The organism is Variovorax sp. CCNWLW235, from assembly GCF_037204085.1.
Lineage (GTDB): Bacteria > Pseudomonadota > Gammaproteobacteria > Burkholderiales > Burkholderiaceae_C > Variovorax.
Map to the genome: position 1 here is coordinate 22,835 of NZ_JBBCBW010000025.1, position 20,525 is coordinate 43,359.

Annotated in this window: 15 protein-coding genes; 7 read left to right on the forward strand and 8 right to left on the reverse strand. The window is 62.8% G+C overall.

Annotated features, from left to right (window positions below):
- Positions 1-12: 12 nt before the first annotated feature.
- From V9L21_RS22280 to V9L21_RS22290, 3 genes are all read right to left on the reverse strand, one after another.
- The gene (locus tag V9L21_RS22280) at positions 13-894 is read right to left on the reverse strand and encodes a GDP-mannose 4,6-dehydratase (protein WP_337315055.1); all 882 of its coding nucleotides are present in this window, start codon (positions 892-894) and stop codon (positions 13-15) included.
- Positions 891-1,928 carry a GDP-mannose 4,6-dehydratase gene (gmd, locus tag V9L21_RS22285; protein ID WP_337315056.1) on the reverse strand — a complete coding sequence of 346 codons (1,038 nt, stop codon included), beginning with the start codon at positions 1,926-1,928 and terminating at the stop codon, positions 891-893. Before gmd ends, V9L21_RS22280 begins: the two co-directional genes overlap by 4 nt.
- 94 nt (positions 1,929-2,022) lie before the next feature.
- The gene (locus V9L21_RS22290) at positions 2,023-5,229 is read right to left on the reverse strand and encodes a glycosyltransferase (protein ID WP_337315057.1); all 3,207 of its coding nucleotides are present in this window, start codon (positions 5,227-5,229) and stop codon (positions 2,023-2,025) included.
- 846 nt (positions 5,230-6,075) lie between these two features.
- Between V9L21_RS22290 and V9L21_RS22295 the strand changes: the two genes are divergently transcribed.
- Entirely contained in the window at positions 6,076-8,112 is a 2,037-nt protein-coding gene (locus V9L21_RS22295; protein ID WP_337315058.1) for a glycosyltransferase family 4 protein, read from the forward strand.
- Here the strand turns inward: V9L21_RS22295 and V9L21_RS22300 are convergent, their stop codons facing one another.
- Genes V9L21_RS22300 through V9L21_RS22310 form a run of 3 tightly spaced genes read right to left on the reverse strand, consistent with a single transcriptional unit; the run spans position 8,113 to position 11,036 of the window.
- On the reverse strand, positions 8,113-8,814 hold the full coding sequence (locus V9L21_RS22300) for an ABC transporter ATP-binding protein (RefSeq protein ID WP_337315059.1): 702 nt from the start codon (positions 8,812-8,814) through the stop codon (positions 8,113-8,115).
- Between the two features lie 3 nt (positions 8,815-8,817).
- Positions 8,818-9,621, reverse strand: coding sequence for an ABC transporter permease (locus V9L21_RS22305; protein WP_337315060.1), 804 nt, complete (start codon positions 9,619-9,621; stop codon positions 8,818-8,820).
- On the reverse strand, positions 9,618-11,036 hold the full coding sequence (locus tag V9L21_RS22310) for a mannose-1-phosphate guanylyltransferase/mannose-6-phosphate isomerase (protein ID WP_337315061.1): 1,419 nt from the start codon (positions 11,034-11,036) through the stop codon (positions 9,618-9,620). The genes V9L21_RS22305 and V9L21_RS22310 overlap by 4 nt, the downstream gene beginning before the upstream one ends.
- A 215-nt stretch (positions 11,037-11,251) precedes the next feature.
- Here V9L21_RS22310 and V9L21_RS22315 point away from each other — a divergent pair, with 215 nt between their 5' ends.
- Positions 11,252-13,114 carry a glycosyltransferase family 2 protein gene (locus V9L21_RS22315; protein WP_337315062.1) on the forward strand — a complete coding sequence of 621 codons (1,863 nt, stop codon included), beginning with the start codon at positions 11,252-11,254 and terminating at the stop codon, positions 13,112-13,114.
- A gap of 2 nt (positions 13,115-13,116) precedes the next feature.
- A complete protein-coding gene (locus tag V9L21_RS22320) occupies positions 13,117-14,097 on the forward strand; it encodes a glycosyltransferase family 2 protein (RefSeq protein ID WP_337315063.1) in 981 nt (326 codons plus the stop codon).
- A gap of 20 nt (positions 14,098-14,117) precedes the next feature.
- On the opposite strand, the gene V9L21_RS22325 is transcribed toward V9L21_RS22320, so the two are convergent.
- Positions 14,118-14,873 carry a glycosyltransferase family 2 protein gene (locus tag V9L21_RS22325; protein ID WP_337315064.1) on the reverse strand — a complete coding sequence of 252 codons (756 nt, stop codon included), beginning with the start codon at positions 14,871-14,873 and terminating at the stop codon, positions 14,118-14,120.
- Positions 14,874-14,918: 45 nt separating this feature from the next.
- Between V9L21_RS22325 and V9L21_RS22330 the strand changes: the two genes are divergently transcribed.
- Together V9L21_RS22330 and argB are read left to right on the forward strand one after the other, a co-directional pair.
- The gene (locus tag V9L21_RS22330; protein ID WP_126747620.1) at positions 14,919-16,016 is read left to right on the forward strand and encodes a glycosyltransferase family 4 protein; all 1,098 of its coding nucleotides are present in this window, start codon (positions 14,919-14,921) and stop codon (positions 16,014-16,016) included.
- Positions 16,017-16,092: 76 nt separating this feature from the next.
- Entirely contained in the window at positions 16,093-16,986 is an 894-nt protein-coding gene (argB, locus tag V9L21_RS22335) for an acetylglutamate kinase (protein WP_093021615.1), read from the forward strand.
- Between the two features lie 25 nt (positions 16,987-17,011).
- On the opposite strand, the gene galE is transcribed toward argB, so the two are convergent.
- On the reverse strand, positions 17,012-18,031 hold the full coding sequence (gene galE, locus V9L21_RS22340; protein ID WP_337315065.1) for a UDP-glucose 4-epimerase GalE: 1,020 nt from the start codon (positions 18,029-18,031) through the stop codon (positions 17,012-17,014).
- A gap of 120 nt (positions 18,032-18,151) precedes the next feature.
- On the opposite strand from galE, the gene slmA reads away from it, so the two are divergent.
- Positions 18,152-18,805 carry a nucleoid occlusion factor SlmA gene (gene slmA / locus V9L21_RS22345; protein ID WP_258503916.1) on the forward strand — a complete coding sequence of 218 codons (654 nt, stop codon included), beginning with the start codon at positions 18,152-18,154 and terminating at the stop codon, positions 18,803-18,805.
- 128 nt (positions 18,806-18,933) lie between these two features.
- Positions 18,934-20,448: a catalase gene (locus V9L21_RS22350; protein WP_337315066.1), complete on the forward strand. Its 1,515-nt coding sequence runs from the start codon at positions 18,934-18,936 to the stop codon at positions 20,446-20,448.
- The last annotated feature ends 77 nt before the right edge of the window (positions 20,449-20,525 follow it).

The window sequence follows — 20,525 nt, forward strand, 5'->3', positions numbered from 1 at the left end:
GGTCGTTGCTGCCTAGCTGGCTGGATGTGCGGGCGTGGCCGCAGCCAACATGCGTTGCAAGGTGTCTTTGAGCAAAGGCGCTTGCAACGGCATGTCATGCCTGGATGCGAGCTCCTGCAACTTGTCTGGATTGCCGCACAACCGATGCACCTCATTGGGTCGTACGAAGCGAGGATCGACCTTCACCTCCATGGCATGGTTGGTCAACTGTTCGAAGGTATCGATAACATGCTGCAACGTATAGGGCTCGCCTGAGCAGACGTTGTAGGTCTCCCCGGGCTTGCCACGTGCAAGCAGGAGCAGATAGGCATCGCAGACCATCTGGATGTCGTTGAACTCGCGCTCGACATGCAGGTTGCCCAACGAAACGGAAGAGGCGCGCGCGGCGAAGTGCTTCGCGAGCTTGGGAATCAGGAAGTTCGAATCCTGACCGGGGCCGGTGTAGTTGAAGGGGCGCGTGATCACGAGATCGAGCCGGTCCGCATAGGTACGGGCCATGTACTCCATTGCGAGCTTGCTCATCGCGTAGTGATTGACCGGTGAAGGCGGCTGTGTTTCCGCGATAGGCGATTGCGCTGTGTTGCCGTAGACGTTCGCGCTGCTGGCCAGCAACACTTTTCTCGGACGAGCAGGCAGTTGCACGAGCGCATCGAGCAGGTTCGTGGTGCCTATCACGTTGACGGCATAGAAATCCTGCTCCGCAGCATGTCCGACGAAGCTGATCGCCGCCAGGTGAACCACGGCATCCGGCTGCTGATCGAGCACTTCTTGCCGCAGGGCTTCCCGTTGCGTGAGGTCGGTGCGCAGGGCGACGACCTCATGACCTGCAGCGCTGGCCTGTTGTGCGAAGGGGCGGCCGGTAAAGCCGTCGGCCCCGGTCAGCAGGATCTTCAAAACGAGAAGCCTTGCGTGTTACGGCGCAGATCGGCCTCGACCATCATCTGGCAGAGTTGCTCGAGCGTTGTCGTGGGTTCCCAACCCAGCTTCGCCTTTGCCTTGGCGGGATTGCCGATCAGCAATTCCACCTCGGCCGGGCGGTAGAACTTGGGATTGATCCGCATCACCGTCTTGCCCGAGGCGGTATCGATGGCGACTTCGTCCTCGGCCGTTCCCTTGAACTCCACGGCGATGCCTGCGCCCTTGAACGCCATCTGGACGAAATCGCGCACCGTCTCGGTACGGTTGGTGGCCAGCACGAAGGTGTCGGGCTCGTCCGCCTGAAGCATGCGCCACATGCCTTCCACGTACTCCTTGGCAAAACCCCAATCGCGCTTGGCGTCGAGGTTGCCCAGTTCCAGTGTGTCCAGTTGACCGAGCTTGATCTTGGCGACCGAGTCGGTGATCTTGCGGGTCACGAACTCGCGGCCACGCAGCGGGCTCTCGTGATTGAACAGGATTCCGCTGCAGCCAAAGATGTCGTAGCTCTCACGGTAGTTGATCGTGATCCAATGCGCGTAGAGTTTGGCCACGCCATAGGGACTGCGCGGATAGAACGGCGTTTCCTCGATCTGGGGGATGGCTTGCACCTTGCCGAACATCTCGGATGTCGAGGCTTGATAGAAGCGGATTTTGGTATTGGTCAAGCGGATGGCCTCGAGCAGATGCAGTGCTCCGACGCCGGTGATCTGTGCCGTCGCAGCGGGCTGGTTGAAGCTCACGCCGACGAAGCTTTGCGCAGCGAGGTTGTAGACCTCGTCGGGCTTAGCATCGTTGATCAAGGTCAGCGAACTGCCCAAGTCGGTCAGATCGTATTCGACTAGATGAAGATCCGGATTGTCCTGGATCCCGAGTTCCTCGATACGCCAGAAGTTGACCGAACTGGTACGGCGGTAGGTGCCGTAGACGATATAGCCCTTGGACAGCAGCAACTCGGCCAAATAGGCGCCGTCCTGCCCTGTGATGCCGGTAACAACAGCGCGCTTCTTCATAGTAATTTCTCTCCGGGTTTCTTGATGAGTGAGGGGGACAGGGTGCTGGTAGAGACAGGCGGAGGTGTCTCGATCGTGAACCGCGTATTTTGCGTCATGCGCCAGACCCGCCGCTTCCGCCAGGACCAGAGCTTTCGGATCGGTGTTCTGGCGAGGTTCGATTCGCAGTGCACAGGGCGCGGACTGCCGTCTCGATGGGATGCCCGGCGCCAGGTTGGCACGCGCGGATCCTGAATCGCCCCATCTTGCGCGCACCCTCATGCCTGTCGAACCACCCGGCAAGCTCGTCGGCCACGGCCTGCGTAGTGCAGATGGCGCCGTCGCTCTCGCCCAAGGTTTTCAGCCATTGCAACTGATCGCCCGAGAGGCCGTCGCCGAGCCCGGGACCTTTGGGCAACTCGTGGATCATGAATTCGACGCGCACGCCCAGATGGCGCAAGCGCCGGAGGAATTCCCTCTGCTCACGGGCGACTGGCAGCGGGAACTCCAAGCCGAGAAAGACGTCGCCGGGCCGTGCGTCGATCCAGGCGTCCGCAAGGCTTGCGGGTGGACAGTCCAGGACCTCGAGGGCGAACTGCCGCGCGTACTTGTAGCCTGGCATCCCGGGCGCGGTATGAATGGGTTCGACCCGGCAGCCCTTGCGCGGCGTCGCGAAAAGTGCGCGTAGCAGGGATCTGTCGGCGATCTGCTGGTTGTCGTTTCGACTCTCCTTCATGGCCGCCGAGACATCGACGAGCAATTGCCGAGCGGCAGGCAGCGGCAGCGTGGCGGCGATGCTCTGTGCCATCTCGCCCAATGCAGCCGCATCCAGGCGATCACGTGTCCCAATCGCCCGGATCAGCCCGCCGCGTCCGTGTGTAGCCTTGACCGCAAAACGCTCGATGGCATCCGCGTACTCGCGTGCACACCGCTGCGGCGAATGTGTGTCTCGAACCAGTTCACGCGCCGTCGCTGCGTATCCGCGCCGTATGGAGGGCGAATTTCTCAGTTGCTCGAGAGCTTCGATCAGTTGTGCGTCGGTGAAGTCATCGGGCAGCATCCACACCGCCTCACGGGGCAGGAAGGCCATCGAGCCGTTGGCGTTCGTAATGGTCGCAGCCGCGTGGCCCATCGCGTCGAGCACCGCAGCCGACGTTTCGCCGCGCGAAAGCGTCCTTAACTGGACAGCGATATCACAGGCGCTCAGGTAGCAATGGAAGAGTTCCTTGTCCACCCAGCCGGTGATGCCGGCCTGCCCCTGCGTTGCAGCGACGTCCAACTCAAGCCGGGCGCCGTAGGCGCCCTTTTCGTTGTCTCCCACGAATACCAGCTTGCATCGGAGATCGCCGGCCAAGGATGAAGCCTGCCATGACTGCAGCAGGCGATGGTTGAGTTTGGTAGGGTTGAGCATGCCAAAGGAACAGACGAGGATGTCGCTCTCCTCCAGTCCCAATGCTGCGCGTGCTTCGGCACGCCTGCCGCTGTCTGCAGTCGGCAACGTGCGAAGAAGAGGGATCAATGCCCAGTCCGCAGCAGCGGCATTCCCGATCCATTCTTGGGCCAGCTGCATCGAGTGGGGCGAGTGGACAATCACGCCTTGCGCGTGCCGCAGCACGTCCAAGTTGCAGGGGTACTTGAAGGAGGCGGCTTCCGGGTCTTGCGCGCTGAAATGTTCCGCGACAGCAGGGTATCCGTGCGAGTCGTAGAGCGCACGCGTCCAACGGTTCGCATGTCCGCTTACGAATTCGCGATAGGCCTGTATGTTGCCCAGAAAAAAATCGTGCAGCACCACGGTGCCGGGAATCTCGGCAATCAGCTCGAACATGTGCTCGTGGAAGTGCGAGTTGCCGAAGTGGTACAGCACGCGATCGAATGCGCCGGAGTTCTGCCGGAACCAATCGACGCTTCGCAGCGCAAATTTCCCTGCAATCGACGGCTCGTCGATATCTGGAAGCTTTGCGATCAGGTCGATCTCGTAGTAGCGTGACAGTTCGGGCAGAAGCAACGCGCTGTAGTCTGCAATGCCGCTTCGTTCGGGCGGCAGTGGCGACACGTAGGCCAGCCTGGGCCGCGGCAGCCGGCGGGGCGGTGGCTGTTGCTGCGCAATCCGCGGCGCAGCAGGCGCATGCAAGGCTTCCAATCCCGCCAGAGCGCGCCGGGCCGATTCCTCCCATGAGAACTTCCGTGCCTGAACCAGGCCGTGCCTGGCCAGATCGTCGTGGAAGGCTTGGTCCGTCAGTGCCCGTGCAATCTTCTCTGCGATCGACGAGGCGCTGCGCGGATCGAACAGCGCGTCCTCGCGGCCGATGACCTCCGGGAGACTCGACGTATTGGCTCCGATGACGGCCGCTCCGCACTGCATGGCTTCGAGCGCGGGCAACCCGAATCCTTCGTGCCAGGACGGGAAAACGAAGAGCCTGCAGCAGTTGTAGAGATCGACCAGATCCGCTTCGGGTACGAATCCGGTCATTGCCACGTCCCCGTCGGACAGCCTGAGGTCTCGCGCAAGCTGCAGCAGTCTGTTGCGATCGCTGTCCCGCGCGGAACACACGATGGCCAACTGGTGGCCGTGCCGCAGGTCGCCTGGAAGAAGCGCGAACGCCTCGATCAACCCCTCGAGGTTTTTCCGGTGGTCAATTCCGCCGGTGTACATGATGAAAGCCTTGCGAAGGCCGTAGCGCTCGCGCAGTTCCTGCAGGCGCTCCGCGGAAACGGTAAGCTTCCTGAAATGGCCATAGGCCGCGGTGGAAATGTTGATGCAGCGATCGACGTCGAGCCCCAGATGGGTGATGCCTTCCTGGCGCGAAGACTCCGAGATGGCCAGCCACATGTTGGCGCGTTGCAGCGCCGCGACCTTGCCCATGTACCATGAACGGACTCTTGCGTTGTCAAGATATGGATGGGGATTGATCAGCGGGATCAGGTCGTACAGCGTGACTGCCGTGGGCATGGCTGCAAACTCGCCGATGCTGGTGACCGATGGGTCGCCCAATCCTTCGAAAAGGCTCGAGACGTGTACCGCGTCGGGTTGCAGGCTCCACAGGAAGGCCTCGTAGAGCTTGCCTTGTGCGCCTTGCCCGCTTGTATTGGTGAGGCCGGGTGCCGGATACCAGACGCGAAGATTCCCGGGATCCACCACGCCGTCAAATGTGGTCCTGATATCGTCGACCGCATCGGCAAAATATCCATTCAGTGCCAGTACGATCTCGTGCTCGCCTGCGCGAGCGGCCATGGCCCGGGCCAGGGAGGACGAATAACGTCCGATTCCGCGGGTTCGGCTACCCACGGATTGCGCGCCCTGGAGGTCGATCACGATCCGCATCAGAGGCTTTCCGTTCCACGCCGGCTTTGCCGCAGCTGCCGGGCGACGATGGCTGCATCGGGCGATAAGGTTTGAAAGTCCCGCTCCTCAGGAGCAATTCGCGCACCATGAAGTACCGCATGCACGCGCCGCTCCAGCGATGGCATGCTTCTCAAGACGAGTCGAGCACCCCGGTTCAACAATGGGTGACGGTGAGCCGTTGCGGCCACGCACTGGATGACCGGCTTCAGACGCCGTTTGATGCCGCTGAATACCCGTCCGTCCCTGAAGGCGGAGAGCAATCGGCGCGCCGGGGTCTGTGCGGGAGGTTGTGTGCCGGATGGCTCCTGCTTCATCCGGCGCTCCCACACCGTGCATGTCGGCCATGAGCGCTCCGTCGGCCGTACAGGCGCGCGGCCTTGCCGATCAAGGCAATCCGGGAAGACCGTAGTACGTCGGTGCCGATACAGGCGCGACGAGGGGCATGCTCCAATGCTTGCGCGAGCACGGCGTTTTCAAGATCTCGGATGCACAAAGCAAGGATGGGGGAGTTGTTGTTTTGAGTCATGTGCTGCTTGCGCTGAGGGTTTTTCTCCCATGGGCTGCACGTTCTCGCCCGATGTCTTCCATTTTACGAAGTAGTACGACCGTTTCTTGGCATGATGGCGCCACACCGATAAGAACGCTCATGATGAAAGTCTCGTTTGCCCTGGAAAGTGTCTTTTTGTGATGCAAGGGCTTGATTCACTGCGCCGAGTAGCGCGCCGGGTACCCAAGGCGGCGTTTTGGCTGATCACGCCTTGGCGCATGCGTGAGCGGCTTCAGTTCTTGCGCGAAAGATCTGCCCGAGAAGAGAAAGCGCAGGCGTTGGCCGAACTGATCGATCAAGAGCGTTTGCGGCTGGAGTCCCTTCGGCAAGGAGCGTCGAGAGAGGGGCGCCCGGCCCTCGATATGCAGGACGTGTCGGACGTGATCGAGGCGGCGGGTTTGCCTCCGGAGCAGGTTCTTTGGTCGCCGACGGGGGCCGATTCCATCACAGGTCGACGTGAAGCTGCACGGTTTCTCGTGGACATGCTTCGCGAGCGCAAGGATCTCCGCGCGCGGTTTCCCGCGGCGTTTTCCGCACTCGGCGGCGGTGGATTGGCGGATTGGGTGGCCAGTGCCGACGGACAGGCGAATCTGCAACTGACCCCCGAGGGCGCGCAGCATCTGGTTTCACTTTTATCCGGGGACTTTGCCGAAAGAGCCAGGCAAACCTTCCTGACCAGCGAAGAAATCCGCGCTGCCTTGCCGCATGGTTTGTTGCCATCGGGCAGGCGCAGCCTTTTTCGGTGGTTCATGCAGCATGGGCTGCATACCAACGAACTGGAGCTCGAAGAGGTCTGGTGGCTGTTCCTGCAGGCCGAGGAGAATCCGTGCCTTGAACTGCGTCGTGCATTCCTGTTCACCCCGGACTGGCAACAACGCTTTCCTGATGGATTGACAGTCTTTGGCTGGGCTCGTTTCTCGCGCTGGATCGACGAGGCCTACGGTGCCCGCGGCGCGCTGGCGTCTTTGCCCTCGGGAGGCGGCTTGCTCGAGCCGGCGCTGCAGATACGCTCGGCCTACTGGGCGCACGCCGCGTGGCAATCGCTGCATCCCCGGGCGCTGTCGGACGCGGCATCCGCATCAGCCCTGCTCGAATGGCTTGCCTCCGGCGAGAATGCGCAACTCGAACCAGAAGTACAGGCATGGTGCGCCAGCTTGGACAAGGAGTCGCTGATTCCCGATCTGCTGCGGGGTACGGTCAATGTCATCGGCCACTATTGCTATCCCTCCGGTTTGCGCGTTTCCGTGGAGGCCATGACCGAAGCCATGGAGCTGGCGGGCCTAAGGACTTCTCTTCGCGACCTCAGAACGGATTCAAGGGACGATCCTCGTCACATTCATTTCGATGGCCTGGAGTCCGGCGATATCACGATCATCCACGCGCAGCCGGAGCCTTTCTTCGCCGATGCCTACGCCAGGGCGGACCTGGCGCAGCGTTCACCGCGCACCTATCGCATCGCCTACTGGTACTGGGAGTTCGACTCGGTGCCCGAAGCCTGGGCAGCCCATGCCGAGCAGGTCGATGAGGTCTGGACTGCGACCGAGTTCATCGCGCGAGGACTGCGCGAGCGCCTGTCCGTTCCGGTGCGCACGCTTTTTCCCGGCGTGACTCTGGCGCCCTTCCAGGTTCGCGATCGCGCGTACTTCAATCTGGAGGACGACCGCTTCACGTTCCTGTTTACCTTCCACATGATGAGCGTGATGGAGCGCAAGAACCCGCTGGGCCTCATCCGTGCCTTCAAGATGGCGTTCGGTGCCGACGAGCCCGTCAGGCTCGTGCTGAAAACCTCGTTTGGCGATCGACATCCCGAGCAGTTCCAGGAGCTTTGCGAAGCCGCGGCCGACATGCCGTCCATCATGATTATCGATCAGGTGCTGAGTTCGGACGAGGTGCTGTCGCTCATGCACGCGTGCGATGCGTATGTCTCGCTCCATCGCAGCGAAGGCCTGGGCCTGACGATGGCCGAGGCGATGCTGATGGGCAAACCCGTGATCGCAACGGGTTTCTCGGGAAACATGGACTTCATGAACGACGAGAACAGTCTTCTCGTCCCGTTCGAGCGGGTGAAGGTTGGTCGCCCGATTCCACCCTATGACGCCGATCTGGAGTGGGCAGAACCGTCCGTCGAGCATGCGGCGCGGCTTCTGCGGCGGCTGTACGAGGAGCCTGAATGGGCGCGCGAGGTCGGCGCGCGCGGCAAGCTCAGCGCCGAGTACAACCTGTCGCTAGAAAGCGCGGGACGCCGGATGGCGCAGCGTCTCGAAGAGATCAGTGCACTGCTGCGCCGCAGCGTCCCTGCAGACAAGGCGCCGTGATCAGCGCTCGACTATTCGCCCGTGTTCCAAGTGAATCACGCGGTTGCACTCCTTGGCGATCAGGTCCGGCGAATGAGAAGCCAGGACCAGGATGCCGGACTTGGCCACCACATCCCGCATGCGCTTCTCTGCTTTTTCCGTGAACTCCGCGTCGCCCACGGACAGCCATTCATCCATGAGAAGGATATCGGCTTCAACGCTGGTGGAAATGGAAAAGGCCAACCGCATCATCATGCCGGTCGAATAGGTGCGCACGGGCATGTTGACATATTCGCCTAAGCCGCTGAATTCGCAGATCTCGGGTGTCAGCCTGTCGAGCTGCTTTTTGCTCATGCCCATGACGAGGCCGCGCAACATGATGTTTTCGACGCCGGTTGCATCCATCTCGATACCCAGTGACGGATCGATCAGGCTGGCTACGGTGCCTTGGCGCACGAACTCGCCTGACGATGGCTCGTACACACCGGCAAGGGTGCGCAGCAGTGTGGACTTGCCGGCACCGTTGTGGCCAACCAGTCCCAGCCGGTCGCCACTCTTGAGCTCGATGTTGATGCCGCTGAGTGCCTGGACCACCGTGACCCCGGTTTCCTTGCCGAAGCGACCGCCCGTGACGGAGGCTGCCAGTGTCTTCTTGAGCGACGCTGCGCCGGCTCCGTAGATCGGAAAGTTGACGGCGACGTTTTTGAGAGAGATGAATGCCATGTATCAGAGCCAGTAGACGACGCGGCGACGGTATTTGGAGAAGAGGACCGTGGAGGCCGCGAGGCAGGCAACCGTCCAGCCCAGGATGCCCAGCCAGCTGTGCACCTCGGCAACGCCACCCATCAGCGGCGTGCGCAGCAGGTCGAGCATCTGGGCGAACGGATTCCACAGGATGTACTGGGCGCGTCCTGGAAGGCTTTCTGGCAACCAGAAGACGGGTGTCAGGAACATCAGCATCTGCATCACGCTGGTCACGATCTGGGTCACGTCGCGATAGCGCGTGCAGATCAGACCCAGTAGCAGGCCAATGGCGTGCGCATTGACGATGAGGATGACGAACGCCGGCACGATGAGCAGCACCGACCACGACAGCGAGATCCCCGCCCACAATGCGACGGGGATATACAGCACGATCTGGTGTGCAAACTGGATCAGATTGCGGGCGATGCTGCGCCAGACGAAAAGGCTGATCGGAAAATAGCCCTGCTTGAGGTAGTTCGACGAGCCGACGAAGGCATTGCAGGCATCCGCGACCATGCTGGAGAAGAAGCCCCAGAAGATGATGCCGAGTGCGAGATGGGGAAAGAACTTGGAAAGCTCAGTGCCAAAAAGCGAGCTGTACAGCGGACCCATGCCTCCGATCATTGCGCCCATGCTCAACGTGAGCCACAAAGGTCCTAGCATCGAGCGCCGATAGCGCAGCACGATGTCGAACCAAGCGAGGGTCCACCAGATGTCGGTACGACGAGTGCCTTGCCACCAGTCGGACCAGGCGCTTCGGTGGAGATTCGAATGAACTTGACTCATGTACGCCCGTAAGTGTCTGCAAGGCGGACGATGTCGTCTTCGCCAAGGTATCCGCCGCATTGGACTTCGATGAGCACCAGCTCTTCGTCGCCAATATTGGTCAGGCGGTGTTTCTCTTTCAAGGGAATGTAGCGGTACTGACCAGGAAGCGTTTCATGCTCGGTTTCTCCGATTTGAACGATGCCGCGGCCCTGTACCACCACCCAATGCTCTGCGCGCTGGTGATGATATTGCAGCGATAGCGCTTCGCCCGGCCTGACGGTGATTCGCTTGACCTTATAACCCTCTTCCTCCTTGAGTGAGGCGTACGTGCCCCAGGGACGGTGGACCACCGGCGGCAGGTGCACGGTTTGGTGCTTGCGGGCCCTAAGCACGTCGACGACCTCCTTGACCTTTTGTGCGCTGTCCTTGTGAAGGACAAGGAGTGCGTCGGGTGTATCAACGATCACGAGGTCGTGGACGCCAATGGTGGCGACGACCTTCGGCCCATAACTGTCGACCTGTACATGCGTGCCGGTCGTGTCGAGGGCCACCACGTCATCCGGAAGCGTGTTGCCGCTGGCGTCGGCTATCAGCGCATTGGACACCGCAGGCCACGACCCCACGTCGCTCCAGCTGAACTTTGCCGGCACCACATGGACATTCGAGGCGCGCTCCAGCACCGCGTAGTCGATGCTGATGTCCGGCTGCAGGCCGAACGCGTGCAGATCGAAGTTGACTGAAGTGCCGGAGGTCTTGGCAGTTTCGAGCGCGTGCCTTGCCGCCCTGATCACGTCAGGGGCGTGCGTCTCGAGCGCCGCAATGATGGTGTCCGCCGTGAACGCGAACATGCCGCTGTTCCAGTAGTACCGCCCAGTGGCCAGATATTTCTGTGCCGTCTCAAGGTCGGGTTTCTCGACGAAACGCTTGACCCCCTGGCTCTCCCGGGACACGTGCTCGACCTCGATGTAGCCAAAGCCGGTATCGGGGCTTGTCGGGCTTACGCCAAACACGACGAGCTTGCCTTCCTGGGCCAGGCGGAAGGCTTCTGTTGCGCTGGCCACGAAAGCATGCACGTCAGGCACGAGGTGGTCCGCGGAAAGGACGAGCATCACCGTGTCGCCGCTGAACTGGCGCGCACATTGAAGGGCCGCGAGCGCGATGGCCGGGCCGGTGTTACGCCCCTTGGGCTCAAGGAGAAACGTCGTGGCCGGCGGGTCGCTCATCTGCCCAAGGACGTCCTTCGTGAGGAACAAATGGTCCTTGTTGGTCACGACCATGAGGTCGCCGGTTCCGCAAGCCTGTCCGCGCTCGACGGCCTGCTGAAGCAGTGTGGAGTCGCCGATCTTCATGAATGGCTTGGGAAAAGCCTGACGCGAAGCGGGCCAGAGTCTGGAGCCGGCGCCTCCCGAGAGCACCACTGAGAGTAGTCTCATTGTTTTCCTTTAGCTTTTTAACACGGCAATTTTACGGGCAGCCCCTCGCCCGCCCTTCGAGGGGTGTGGCGGCGGGCGCCGTCGTTTGTTGCGGCCGGTTGCGAAGATAATCCTGCCGCAAGGCGCGGCGACGCGATGTTTGGGCATCGTCCCGCCTATTTCAGGTATTTCCTCACAAGCTCCGCTCTATCCGTCTCGGCGGGCGCGCAATTTCTATGAAATCTGTTTATCGATTCATCCTCGGCCTGGCCGGACTTTGGCAAGGCCCCGGAATGATGGGGCGCGTGCAGCGGGCATGGCGAATGTTCAAGAAGTCGGGCTGGCCGGGCATCCGCTGGGAGTTGGGGCGGCGGATCGGCGGCTACAACGACTATTCGAAGTGGGTGCGGCGCTACGACACGCTCACGCCCGAGCTGCACGAGAAGATTGCGCAGCGCGTGGCGGCGATGAAAGACCGGCCGCTCATCTCCGTGCTGATGCCCACCTACAACCCCAACCCCGCATGGCTGCGCGAAGCCATCGAATCGGTGCGTGGGCAAATTTACCCGCATTGGGAACTGTGCATTGCCGACGACGCCTCTCCCTCGGCCGAAGTACGGCAGATTCTCAAGTCGTACAGCGAAACAGACCCGCGCATCAAGGTGGTGTTCCGTTCTGAAAACGGCCATATCTCCGCCGCGTCGAACAGCGCGCTGGAGCTGGCCGCAGGGCCTTGGGTGGCGCTCATGGACCATGACGATCTGCTCCCTGCGCATGCGTTGTTCTGGGTCGCCGATTGCATTGCTGAGCACCCCGGCGTGCAACTGATCTATTCGGACGAAGACAAGATCGACGAAGGCGGTCATCGCTTCGGACCGTATTTCAAGTCGGACTGGAACGTCGATCTGTTTCGGTCGCAGAACATGTTCAGCCACCTTGGCGTGCTTTCCACCGACCTCATGCGTTCGGTCGGCGGTTTTCGCGTGGGGCTCGAAGGTTCGCAGGACTGGGACCTGGTGCTGCGCTGCATGGAGCGTGTAGAGCCGGGGCAGATTCAGCACATTCCTCGCGTGCTTTATCACTGGCGCGTGCACGCCGAAAGCACGGCCCGCTCGATGACGGCCAAGCCCTATGCGGCCATTGCGGGCGAGCGGGCGCTGAACGAACATTTCGTGCGCACCGGTGTGCGCGCCGCTGCCGAGCACCTGGATTTCGGCTATCGCGTACGTTACGCCTTGCCCAACGTCTTGCCATTGGTTTCTGTAATTATTCCCACGCGCAACGCGCTGCAGTTGACTCGCCAGTGCGTCGACTCCATCTTGCAGAAGACGAGTTATTCGCAGTATGAAATCATCATCGTTGACAACGGCTCGGACGACGCCGCCGCGCTGGCTTGGTTCAAGAGCGTTGCGGCAGAGAACCCGAACATCCGCGTGCTGCGCGACGACCGGGATTTCAACTATTCGGCGCTCAATAACGGCGCGGCTGCCATTGCGCAAGGCGAGGTGCTTGCGCTGGTCAACAACGACATCGAAGTCATTTCGCCTGATTGGTTGAGCGAGATGGTGAGTCTTGCGTTGCAGCCAGGGGTAGGTGCGGTAGGTGCGAGGCTCTGGTATCCAGGCAAGACACTCCAGCATGCCGGTGTGATCCTGGGCATAGGAGGCATTGCCGCGCATTCGCATCGCGGCATGCCGGCCGGCAGAGAGGGCTATGCAGGGCGCGCGGCGCTTATCCAGTCGCTCTCGGCCGTTACGGCCGCTTGCCTGGTGATTCAGAAAAGCCACTACCTGAAGGTTGGCGGCCTTGACGAGGTGCACCTCAAGGAGTCGTTCAACGACATCGATTTTTGCCTGCGATTGCGCGAGGCGCGCCTACGCAACGTGTGGACGCCGTATGCGGAACTGTTCCACCACGAGTCCGCCACCCGCTCCAAGAATGTTTCGCAGCAGAAAAAAGAGCAGTTCCATGAAGAGGCCGCCTACATGCAGCAACGCTGGGGCGAGTTGCTGAAGAACGACCCCGCCTACAGCCCGAACCTCATGCTCGCGCGCGAAGACTTCAGCTACGCCTGGCCGCCGCGCCTGGCGCCGGTTTGAAGATGCAGGGTATTTCAGTCGCGCTTTGCACGCGCAATGGCGCGCGCTTCGTGGCGGCGCAAGTGCGCAGCATCTGCACGCAAGACCGGCCGCCGAGCCAGATCGTGCTTTCAGACGACGGTTCGACGGATGAGACCATTGCGACGGTGCGCAGCACTCTGGCAGATTGCGGCGTTGCCGAAGGCGTCGAGCTCGTCGTTTTCCGGAACTCACCGGCATTGGGCGTCACCCGCAATTTCGAGCAGGCAGTGCGGGCATGCACCCACGAACTCATCGCGCTCAGCGACCAGGACGACGTGTGGCACCCGGGCCGGCTGGCCCGCATGGCGGCTCGCTTCGAGGCGGCGCCCGAGCTGCTGCTGCTGCACACCGATGCCCGCCTGGTCGACGCCGAGCTCGCGCCGCTGGGCACTTCGCTCTTTCACGCGCTAGAGGTACGACCCGCCGAACTGGCTGCCATTGCAAACGGAAATGCCTTCGATGTGCTGTTGCGGCGCAATCTGGTCACCGGTGCCACCACCATGTTTCGCAAGGAACTGCTTGAATTCGCCTTGCCGTTCCCCGAGGGCTGGGTGCACGACGAATGGCTTGGCGCGGTGGCTGCGGCCACGGGCCGTGTCGACGTGCTGGCGGAGCCGCTCATCGACTACCGGCAGCATGCAAGCAACCAGATCGGCGCGCGCCGGCCGACGCTTGCTGAAAAGATCGGCAAGGCCTTTGTCGAGCGCGGAGACAAGCACTGGGCGCGGCTGCGCAGGGCGGAGGCGCTGCTGGACCGGTTGAGTTCCCTCGGCGCGAAGGTGCAACCGAAGTACCTCGAGGCCCAGCGTGCCAAGGTGGCGCACCAGCGCTTCAGGGCCGAGTTGCCCCGCTCGAGGCTTGCGCGCCTCGGTCCGGTGATGCTGGAGGCCGCTCGTGGCCGCTATGACCGCTTCGGGCGCGGCTGGCACGCGGTGGCGCAGGACCTGCTCGAGCGCGGGTAGCTCGGCACGCGAAACCGTGCTTAGCGGATGCTCGCCTTGAGCCGCCTGAACCGCCAGAACGCTCCCGAAGTCCACACCTTCAGCAAGCTGGTCACGTGCCAGTACAGGTGCTTCTTGCTGCTGCGGCTGGCGCGCTGGGCCTCGTGGCGCGCCAGCAGGTCTTCTCCCACCTGCAGCTTCCAGCCCGCGAGTTGAGTCCGGGCGCAAATGTCGAAGTCTTCGCCGTACATGAAAAAGCGCTCGTCGAAGCCGCCGATCTGGCGGTAGGCGTCGCTTCGAAACAGCATGAACAGGCCCGGAATCCAGGCGGGCACGGCCGGGCGCTCATAGCCCGGCTTCCGGCGGGTCACGATTTCGAGCGGCGTGATGATCTCGCGATGCTGCTCGGGGGTGCTCTTGCCCGGCTCCAGGATGCGCGGCGTCAGCAGGCCGGCGTCGGGTGCGGCCTGTGCAATCAGCGGCGCCAGCACGTCGCCGTCAAAGCGGATGTCCGGGTTGAGCACCAGGAACCACGGCGTTTCGCAGTGCTGGAAAGCCTGGTTGTGGTTGGCGCCAAAGCCCTTGGGCTGGGCGTTGTCGATGCGCTCGACCGGAAAGCGCCATTCCTGGCCCGCCAGCACATCGGGTTCGGGGATGTTCAGCGTGAGCACCACCTTGGCGGTCGATGCACCGCTGAAGCGGTCCAACTGCTCGAGCAGCGGCCTTATCAGCGCAAGCTGACCGTGGCTGACGATCGAAACGGTGATGGGGGGAAGGGAGGGGGAGGGCGCTGGCATGGTCTAATTTCGCTCGGGAATTCTAGAGTTCCCCAACACCCACACATGATTGCTCTGATCGTCATCAGTTTTTTTGCCTCTGCCTTCGCGGTGCAGCTGTTCATGCGCAGGGCGCGACGGCATGCGCGGCTCTACGGCACGGACATGCCCCAGCGCTTCCACAAGGGCCATGTGCCGCGCCTTGGCGGCGCCGGAATCATGTTCGGGATGGGCGTGGCCTGGCTGGCAGCCGGCATCACCGGAACCGATCCGTTCAACGTGTCGTGGCCGGTCAAGACATCGATGCTCACGCTGCTGTGCATTGCGCCGGCCGTCATCGCCGGGATCGTCGAGGACGTGACGCAGAACGTGAGGGTGCGCTACCGGCTGGGGCTCACCATCGGCTCCGCCTTGCTGGCCTGCTGGATGCTCGGGCTCAGCCTGTCGCGCACCGGCATCGAGGCTGTCGACGGCTGGCTGGCGCTGGTTCCCTATGGCGCCGTGCTGTTCGCGGCGCTCGCCATCGGCGGGCTGCCGCACGCCTTCAACATCATCGACGGCTACAACGGGTTGGCCGGCACCGTGGCCGTGCTGGTCTGCCTTGCCATTTCGCACGTGGCGCTCCAGGTGGGCGACCGCCAACTCGCGGCGATGATGGTCTGCCTGGTCGGCGCCACCGTCGGCTTTTTGATCTGGAACTACCCGCGCGGCAAGATCTTCGCCGGCGACGGCGGCGCCTATGTGTGGGGCATGGTGATCGCCGTAGCCTGCGTCACGCTCGTGCAGCGGCACCGTGTCGTCTCGCCGTGGTTTCCGATGCTGTTGCTGATCTACCCGGTCTGGGAGACGCTGTTTTCCATCTACCGCAAGCTCGCGCGCGGGCAGTCGCCCGGCACCGCCGACGCGCTGCACTTTCACCAGCTCATTTTTCGCCGCATCGTGCGGGTGGCGTTCGCGGATGACGAGGCTCGGCAACTGCTCGCCCGCAACAACAGGACCTCGCCCTACCTGTGGATGTTTGCGGCCCTGTCAGTGGTGCCGGCCGTGCTGTTCTGGAACAACACCATCGTCCTGATGCTCTTTTGCCTGCTGTTCGTCACGACTTATGTGGGTGCGTACCTGATGATCGTGCGATTCAAGGTGCCGCGCTGGCTGCGCCCGTGACGGCACCCAAGACTGCGCGCTTGTTGCGACAATTTCCTCTATCCATCGTCCTCACCGTTTTGGAGCCTGCCCGCCCATGACCGACCCCGTCCTCAACATTCCCCCGCGCGACAAGGCCGAGATATTGGCCCAGGCGCTGCCGTACATCCGCAAGTTTCACGGCAAGACCATCGTCATCAAGTACGGTGGCAATGCCATGACCGATCCGGCCCTGCAGGCCGACTTTGCGGAAGACGTGGTGCTGCTCAAGCTGGTCGGCATGAACCCGGTGGTGGTGCATGGCGGCGGCCCGCAGATCGAGGCGGCGCTCAACCGGCTGGGCAAGAAGGGCAGCTTCATCCAGGGCATGCGCGTGACCGACGCCGAGACCATGGAAGTGGTCGAATGGGTGCTGGCCGGCGAAGTGCAGCAGGACATCGTGGGCCTCATCAACCAGGCCGGCGGCAAGGCCGTGGGCCTGACCGGCCGCGACGGCGGCATGATCCGTGCGCAAAAGCTCAAGATGGCCGACCGCACCGACCCCAACCTGCATCACGACGTGGGCCAGGTCGGCGACATCGTCTCCATCGACCCCAGCGTGGTGAAGGCGCTGCAGGACGACGCGTTCATTCCCGTGGTCAGCCCCATCGGCTTCGGTGAGGAGAACGAGAGCTACAACATCAATGCCGACGTCGTCGCAGGCAAGCTCGCCACCGTGCTCAAGGCCGAAAAGCTCATGCTCCTGACCAACACGCCCGGCGTGCTCGACAAGGACGGCAAGCTGCTCACCAACCTGAGCGCACGCGAAATCGACGACCTGTTTGCCGACGGCACCATCTCCGGCGGCATGCTGCCCAAGATCGAAGGCGCGCTCGATGCAGCCAAGAGCGGCGTGAATGCGGTGCACATCATCGACGGGCGGGTGCCGCACGCCATGCTGCTCGAAATCCTGACCGACCAGGCCTACGGCACGATGATTCGCGCGCGCTGAGCCAATCAAACTCTGCGGGGCGGGCTCAGCCCTCGTACCCGTTCGGATTGCCCTGCTGCCAGCGCCAGCTGTCCGCACACATCTGGTCCAGCCCGCGATGCGCACGCCACCCCAGCGTGGCCTGCGCAAGCGAGGGGTCGCCCCAGTACGCGGGCACATCGCCAGCCCGGCGCGGGCCGATCTCGCAAGGAATCGTTCGCCCGCTCGCGCGTTCGAAGGCATGCACGACCTCCAGCACTGAAGCGCCCTGGCCGGTGCCGAGGTTCAGCGTGACAAGGCCTGGATGGGCCTCCGCATGCCGCAGGGCCGCGACGTGTCCTTCGGCCAGGTCCATCACGTGCACGTAGTCGCGCACGCCGGTGCCGTCGGGCGTGGGGTAGTCGTTGCCGTGGATCACCAGCTTGTCCCGCTGCCCCACGGCCACCTGGCACACGAAGGGCATCAGGTTGTTCGGCTTGCCTTGCGGATGTTCTCCGATGAGCCCGCTTTCATGCGCGCCGACGGGGTTGAAGTAGCGCAGCAGCGCGATGCGCCATTCCGGTTCGGCGCGGTGCAAATCGGTGAGTGCTTCTTCGACCATGTGCTTCGATCGCCCGTAGGGGCTGGCCGGCCTGCAGGGCGCGTCTTCCGGAATGGGTGAATGGTCGGGTTCGCCGTACACCGTGGCCGACGACGAAAAAATCAAGGTCCGCACGCCCGCCTGCTGCATGGCCGAAGCAAGCACAAAGCTGCCGTGCACGTTGTTGTCGTAGTAGGCCAGCGGGTCGGCCACCGAGTCGCCGACGGCCTTGAGGCCGGCAAAGTGGATCACGGCCGAGAAACGTTCACTCCCCAGCACGCGGTCGAGCAGGCCCCTGTCGCGCACGTCGCCTTCGACGAGCCGTGGCGCGCTGCCCGTGATCTGGCGCAAGCGTTCCAGCACCCGCACGTCGCTGTTGCCCAGGTTGTCCAGGATCACCGGCACATAGCCGGCTGCGGCCAACGCCACGCAGGTGTGGCTGCCAATGAAACCCGCCCCTCCGGTCACCAGTACGCTGTTGGCCATGAAAAACTCTTTACTTTGTCAGGGAAGTTGATTCTGTACGAGCTTTCCCGCCCCGTTTGCACGCGCTCACTGCGCGGCCCTGTGCGAGAATCAATTGATTACATCTTTGCACGCGCTCCCATGCAGAACGAAGAGACAAGCTATCCCGGCGTAGAAACTCCAACAGAGCCGCTGGCAGCCGCCGCCCCCGTGCGAAAGCGCCCCAAGCCAGGGGAAAGGCGCGTGCAGATTCTGCAGGCGCTGGCCGCCATGCTGGAACAACCCGGCGCCGAGCGGGTGACCACCGCGGCACTGGCAGCCCGGCTGGACGTGAGCGAGGCTGCGCTTTACCGCCACTTCGCGAGCAAGGCTCAGATGTTCGAAGGCCTCATCGACTTCATCGAGCAGAGCGTCTTCACCCTGGTCAACCAGATCCTCGAGCGCGAAGGTGCCACCGGCGCGCAGCAGGCCGCCAGAATCCTCACGCTGCTGGTGCAGTTTGCCGAGCGCAACCCGGGCATGACGCGCGTCATGGTGGGCGACGCACTGGTGTTCGAGAACGAGCGGCTCCAGCAGCGCATGAACCAGTTCTTCGACAAGATCGAAGCCACGCTGCGCCAAGTGCTGCGCGGCACGGCCGCCGCTGACGGTTCTGCGACCCCCACGGTCGACGCGCAGGTGCGCGCCGCCGCGCTCACGGCCTTTGTGGTGGGTCAGTTGCAGCGCTTCACGCGCTCGGGCTTCCGCCGTGCGCCTTCGGAACATCTCGAAGCCACGATCGCGCTGATCGTCTAGCGGCAGCGCGGGCGCGCCGCCGGTCGCGGGGATCGCCTCCTATCGAGGCGATAGTTGAATATGACGTGACGCCGTCATATTCATTGACAGAATACATGGGCTCCACAACACACGAGGAAAGCCCATAAATGACCGAGCTCACTACCGAAAACGGCGCGCCCGTCGAGAACAACCAGCAGTCGCAAACGGCTGGCGTCAACGGCCCTGTGCTGATGCAGGACCACAACCTCATCGAGAAGCTTGCGCGCTTCGACCGCGAGCGCATTCCGGAGCGCGTGGTGCATGCGCGTGGATCGGGCGCCTTCGGCACTTTCGAAGTCACGGCCGACGTGTCGAAATGGACGAAAGCCAAATTCCTCGGCCAGGTGGGCAAGAAGACCGAAGTGCTGGCTCGTTTCTCGACCGTGGCGCTCGAACTCGGCTCGGCCGACACCGTGCGCGACCCGCGGGGCTTTGCGCTCAAGTTCTATACCGAAGAAGGCAACTACGATCTCGTCGGCAATAACACGCCGGTCTTCTTCATTCGCGATCCGCTCAAGTTTCCGGACTTCATCCATTCGCAGAAGCGCGACCCCTACAGCCACGTGCAGGAGCCCAACAACGCGTGGGACTTCTTCTCGCATTCGCCCGAAGCCACCCACCAGTTCACCTGGCTCTTCGGCGACCGCGGCATTCCGAAGAGCTACCGTCACATGGATGGCTTTGGCTCGCACACCTTCCAGTGGGTAAACGCCAAGGGCGAGGCCTTCTGGGTCAAGTACCACTTCAAGACCAACCAGGGCATCGAGACCTTCGTGGCCGAAGAGGCGCAGCGCGTGGGGGGCGAAAACCCGAACCACCACCACCTCGACCTGCTGCACTCCATCGAGCGCGGCGAGTTCCCGACCTGGAAGGTGCAGGTGCAGATCATGCCCGTGGCCGAAGCGCAGACCTACCGCTTCAACCCCTTCGACCTGACCAAGGTCTGGTCGCACAAGGACTATCCGAAGATCGACATCGGCATCCTCACGCTCAACCGCAACCCCGACAACTACTTTGCCGAGATCGAGCAGGCTGCATTCAACCCCGCCAACTTCGTGCCCGGCATCGGCCCGTCGCCCGACAAGATGCTGCAAGGCCGCCTGTTCAGCTACGGCGACACGCAGCGCTACCGCCTGGGCATCAACCACACGCAACTGCCGGTGAACCGTCCGCACGCCACCACGGCGCAAAACTACGGCCGCGACGGCGCGATGCGCAGCGACGGCAACGGCGGCCGCGGGCCCAACTACGAGCCCAACAGCTTCAGCAACGCGCCCAAGCAGACCAACGAGCCGGTGTATGCGCCGCTCGAGATCCACGGCTGGACCGGCAGCCACCAGTGGCAGCAACACCCCGAGGACACCGACTTCGTTCAGGCCGGCGACCTTTATCGCCTGATGGACGAAGCAGCCAAGGAGCGGCTGGTGAACAGCATCGCGGGCGGGCTGGGCGCCGTGACGCGGCAGGACATCATCGACCGCTCGATCGGCTACTTCCGCCAAGCCGATGCCGACTACGGCGCGCGGCTCGAAAAAGCCGTGAAGGCCGTGCAGGCGAAGATCAAGGGCGAGGAAGTGAGCGTCCAGGTCGGCAAGCCGGCGCACGACGCAAGCCGGAGCTGATCCGCCGCAGCCCATGGGTACCCAGGGTACCCACGGCGCCGCATGGGTCCGGATGGCGCACTCGACTTGCCTGGTTG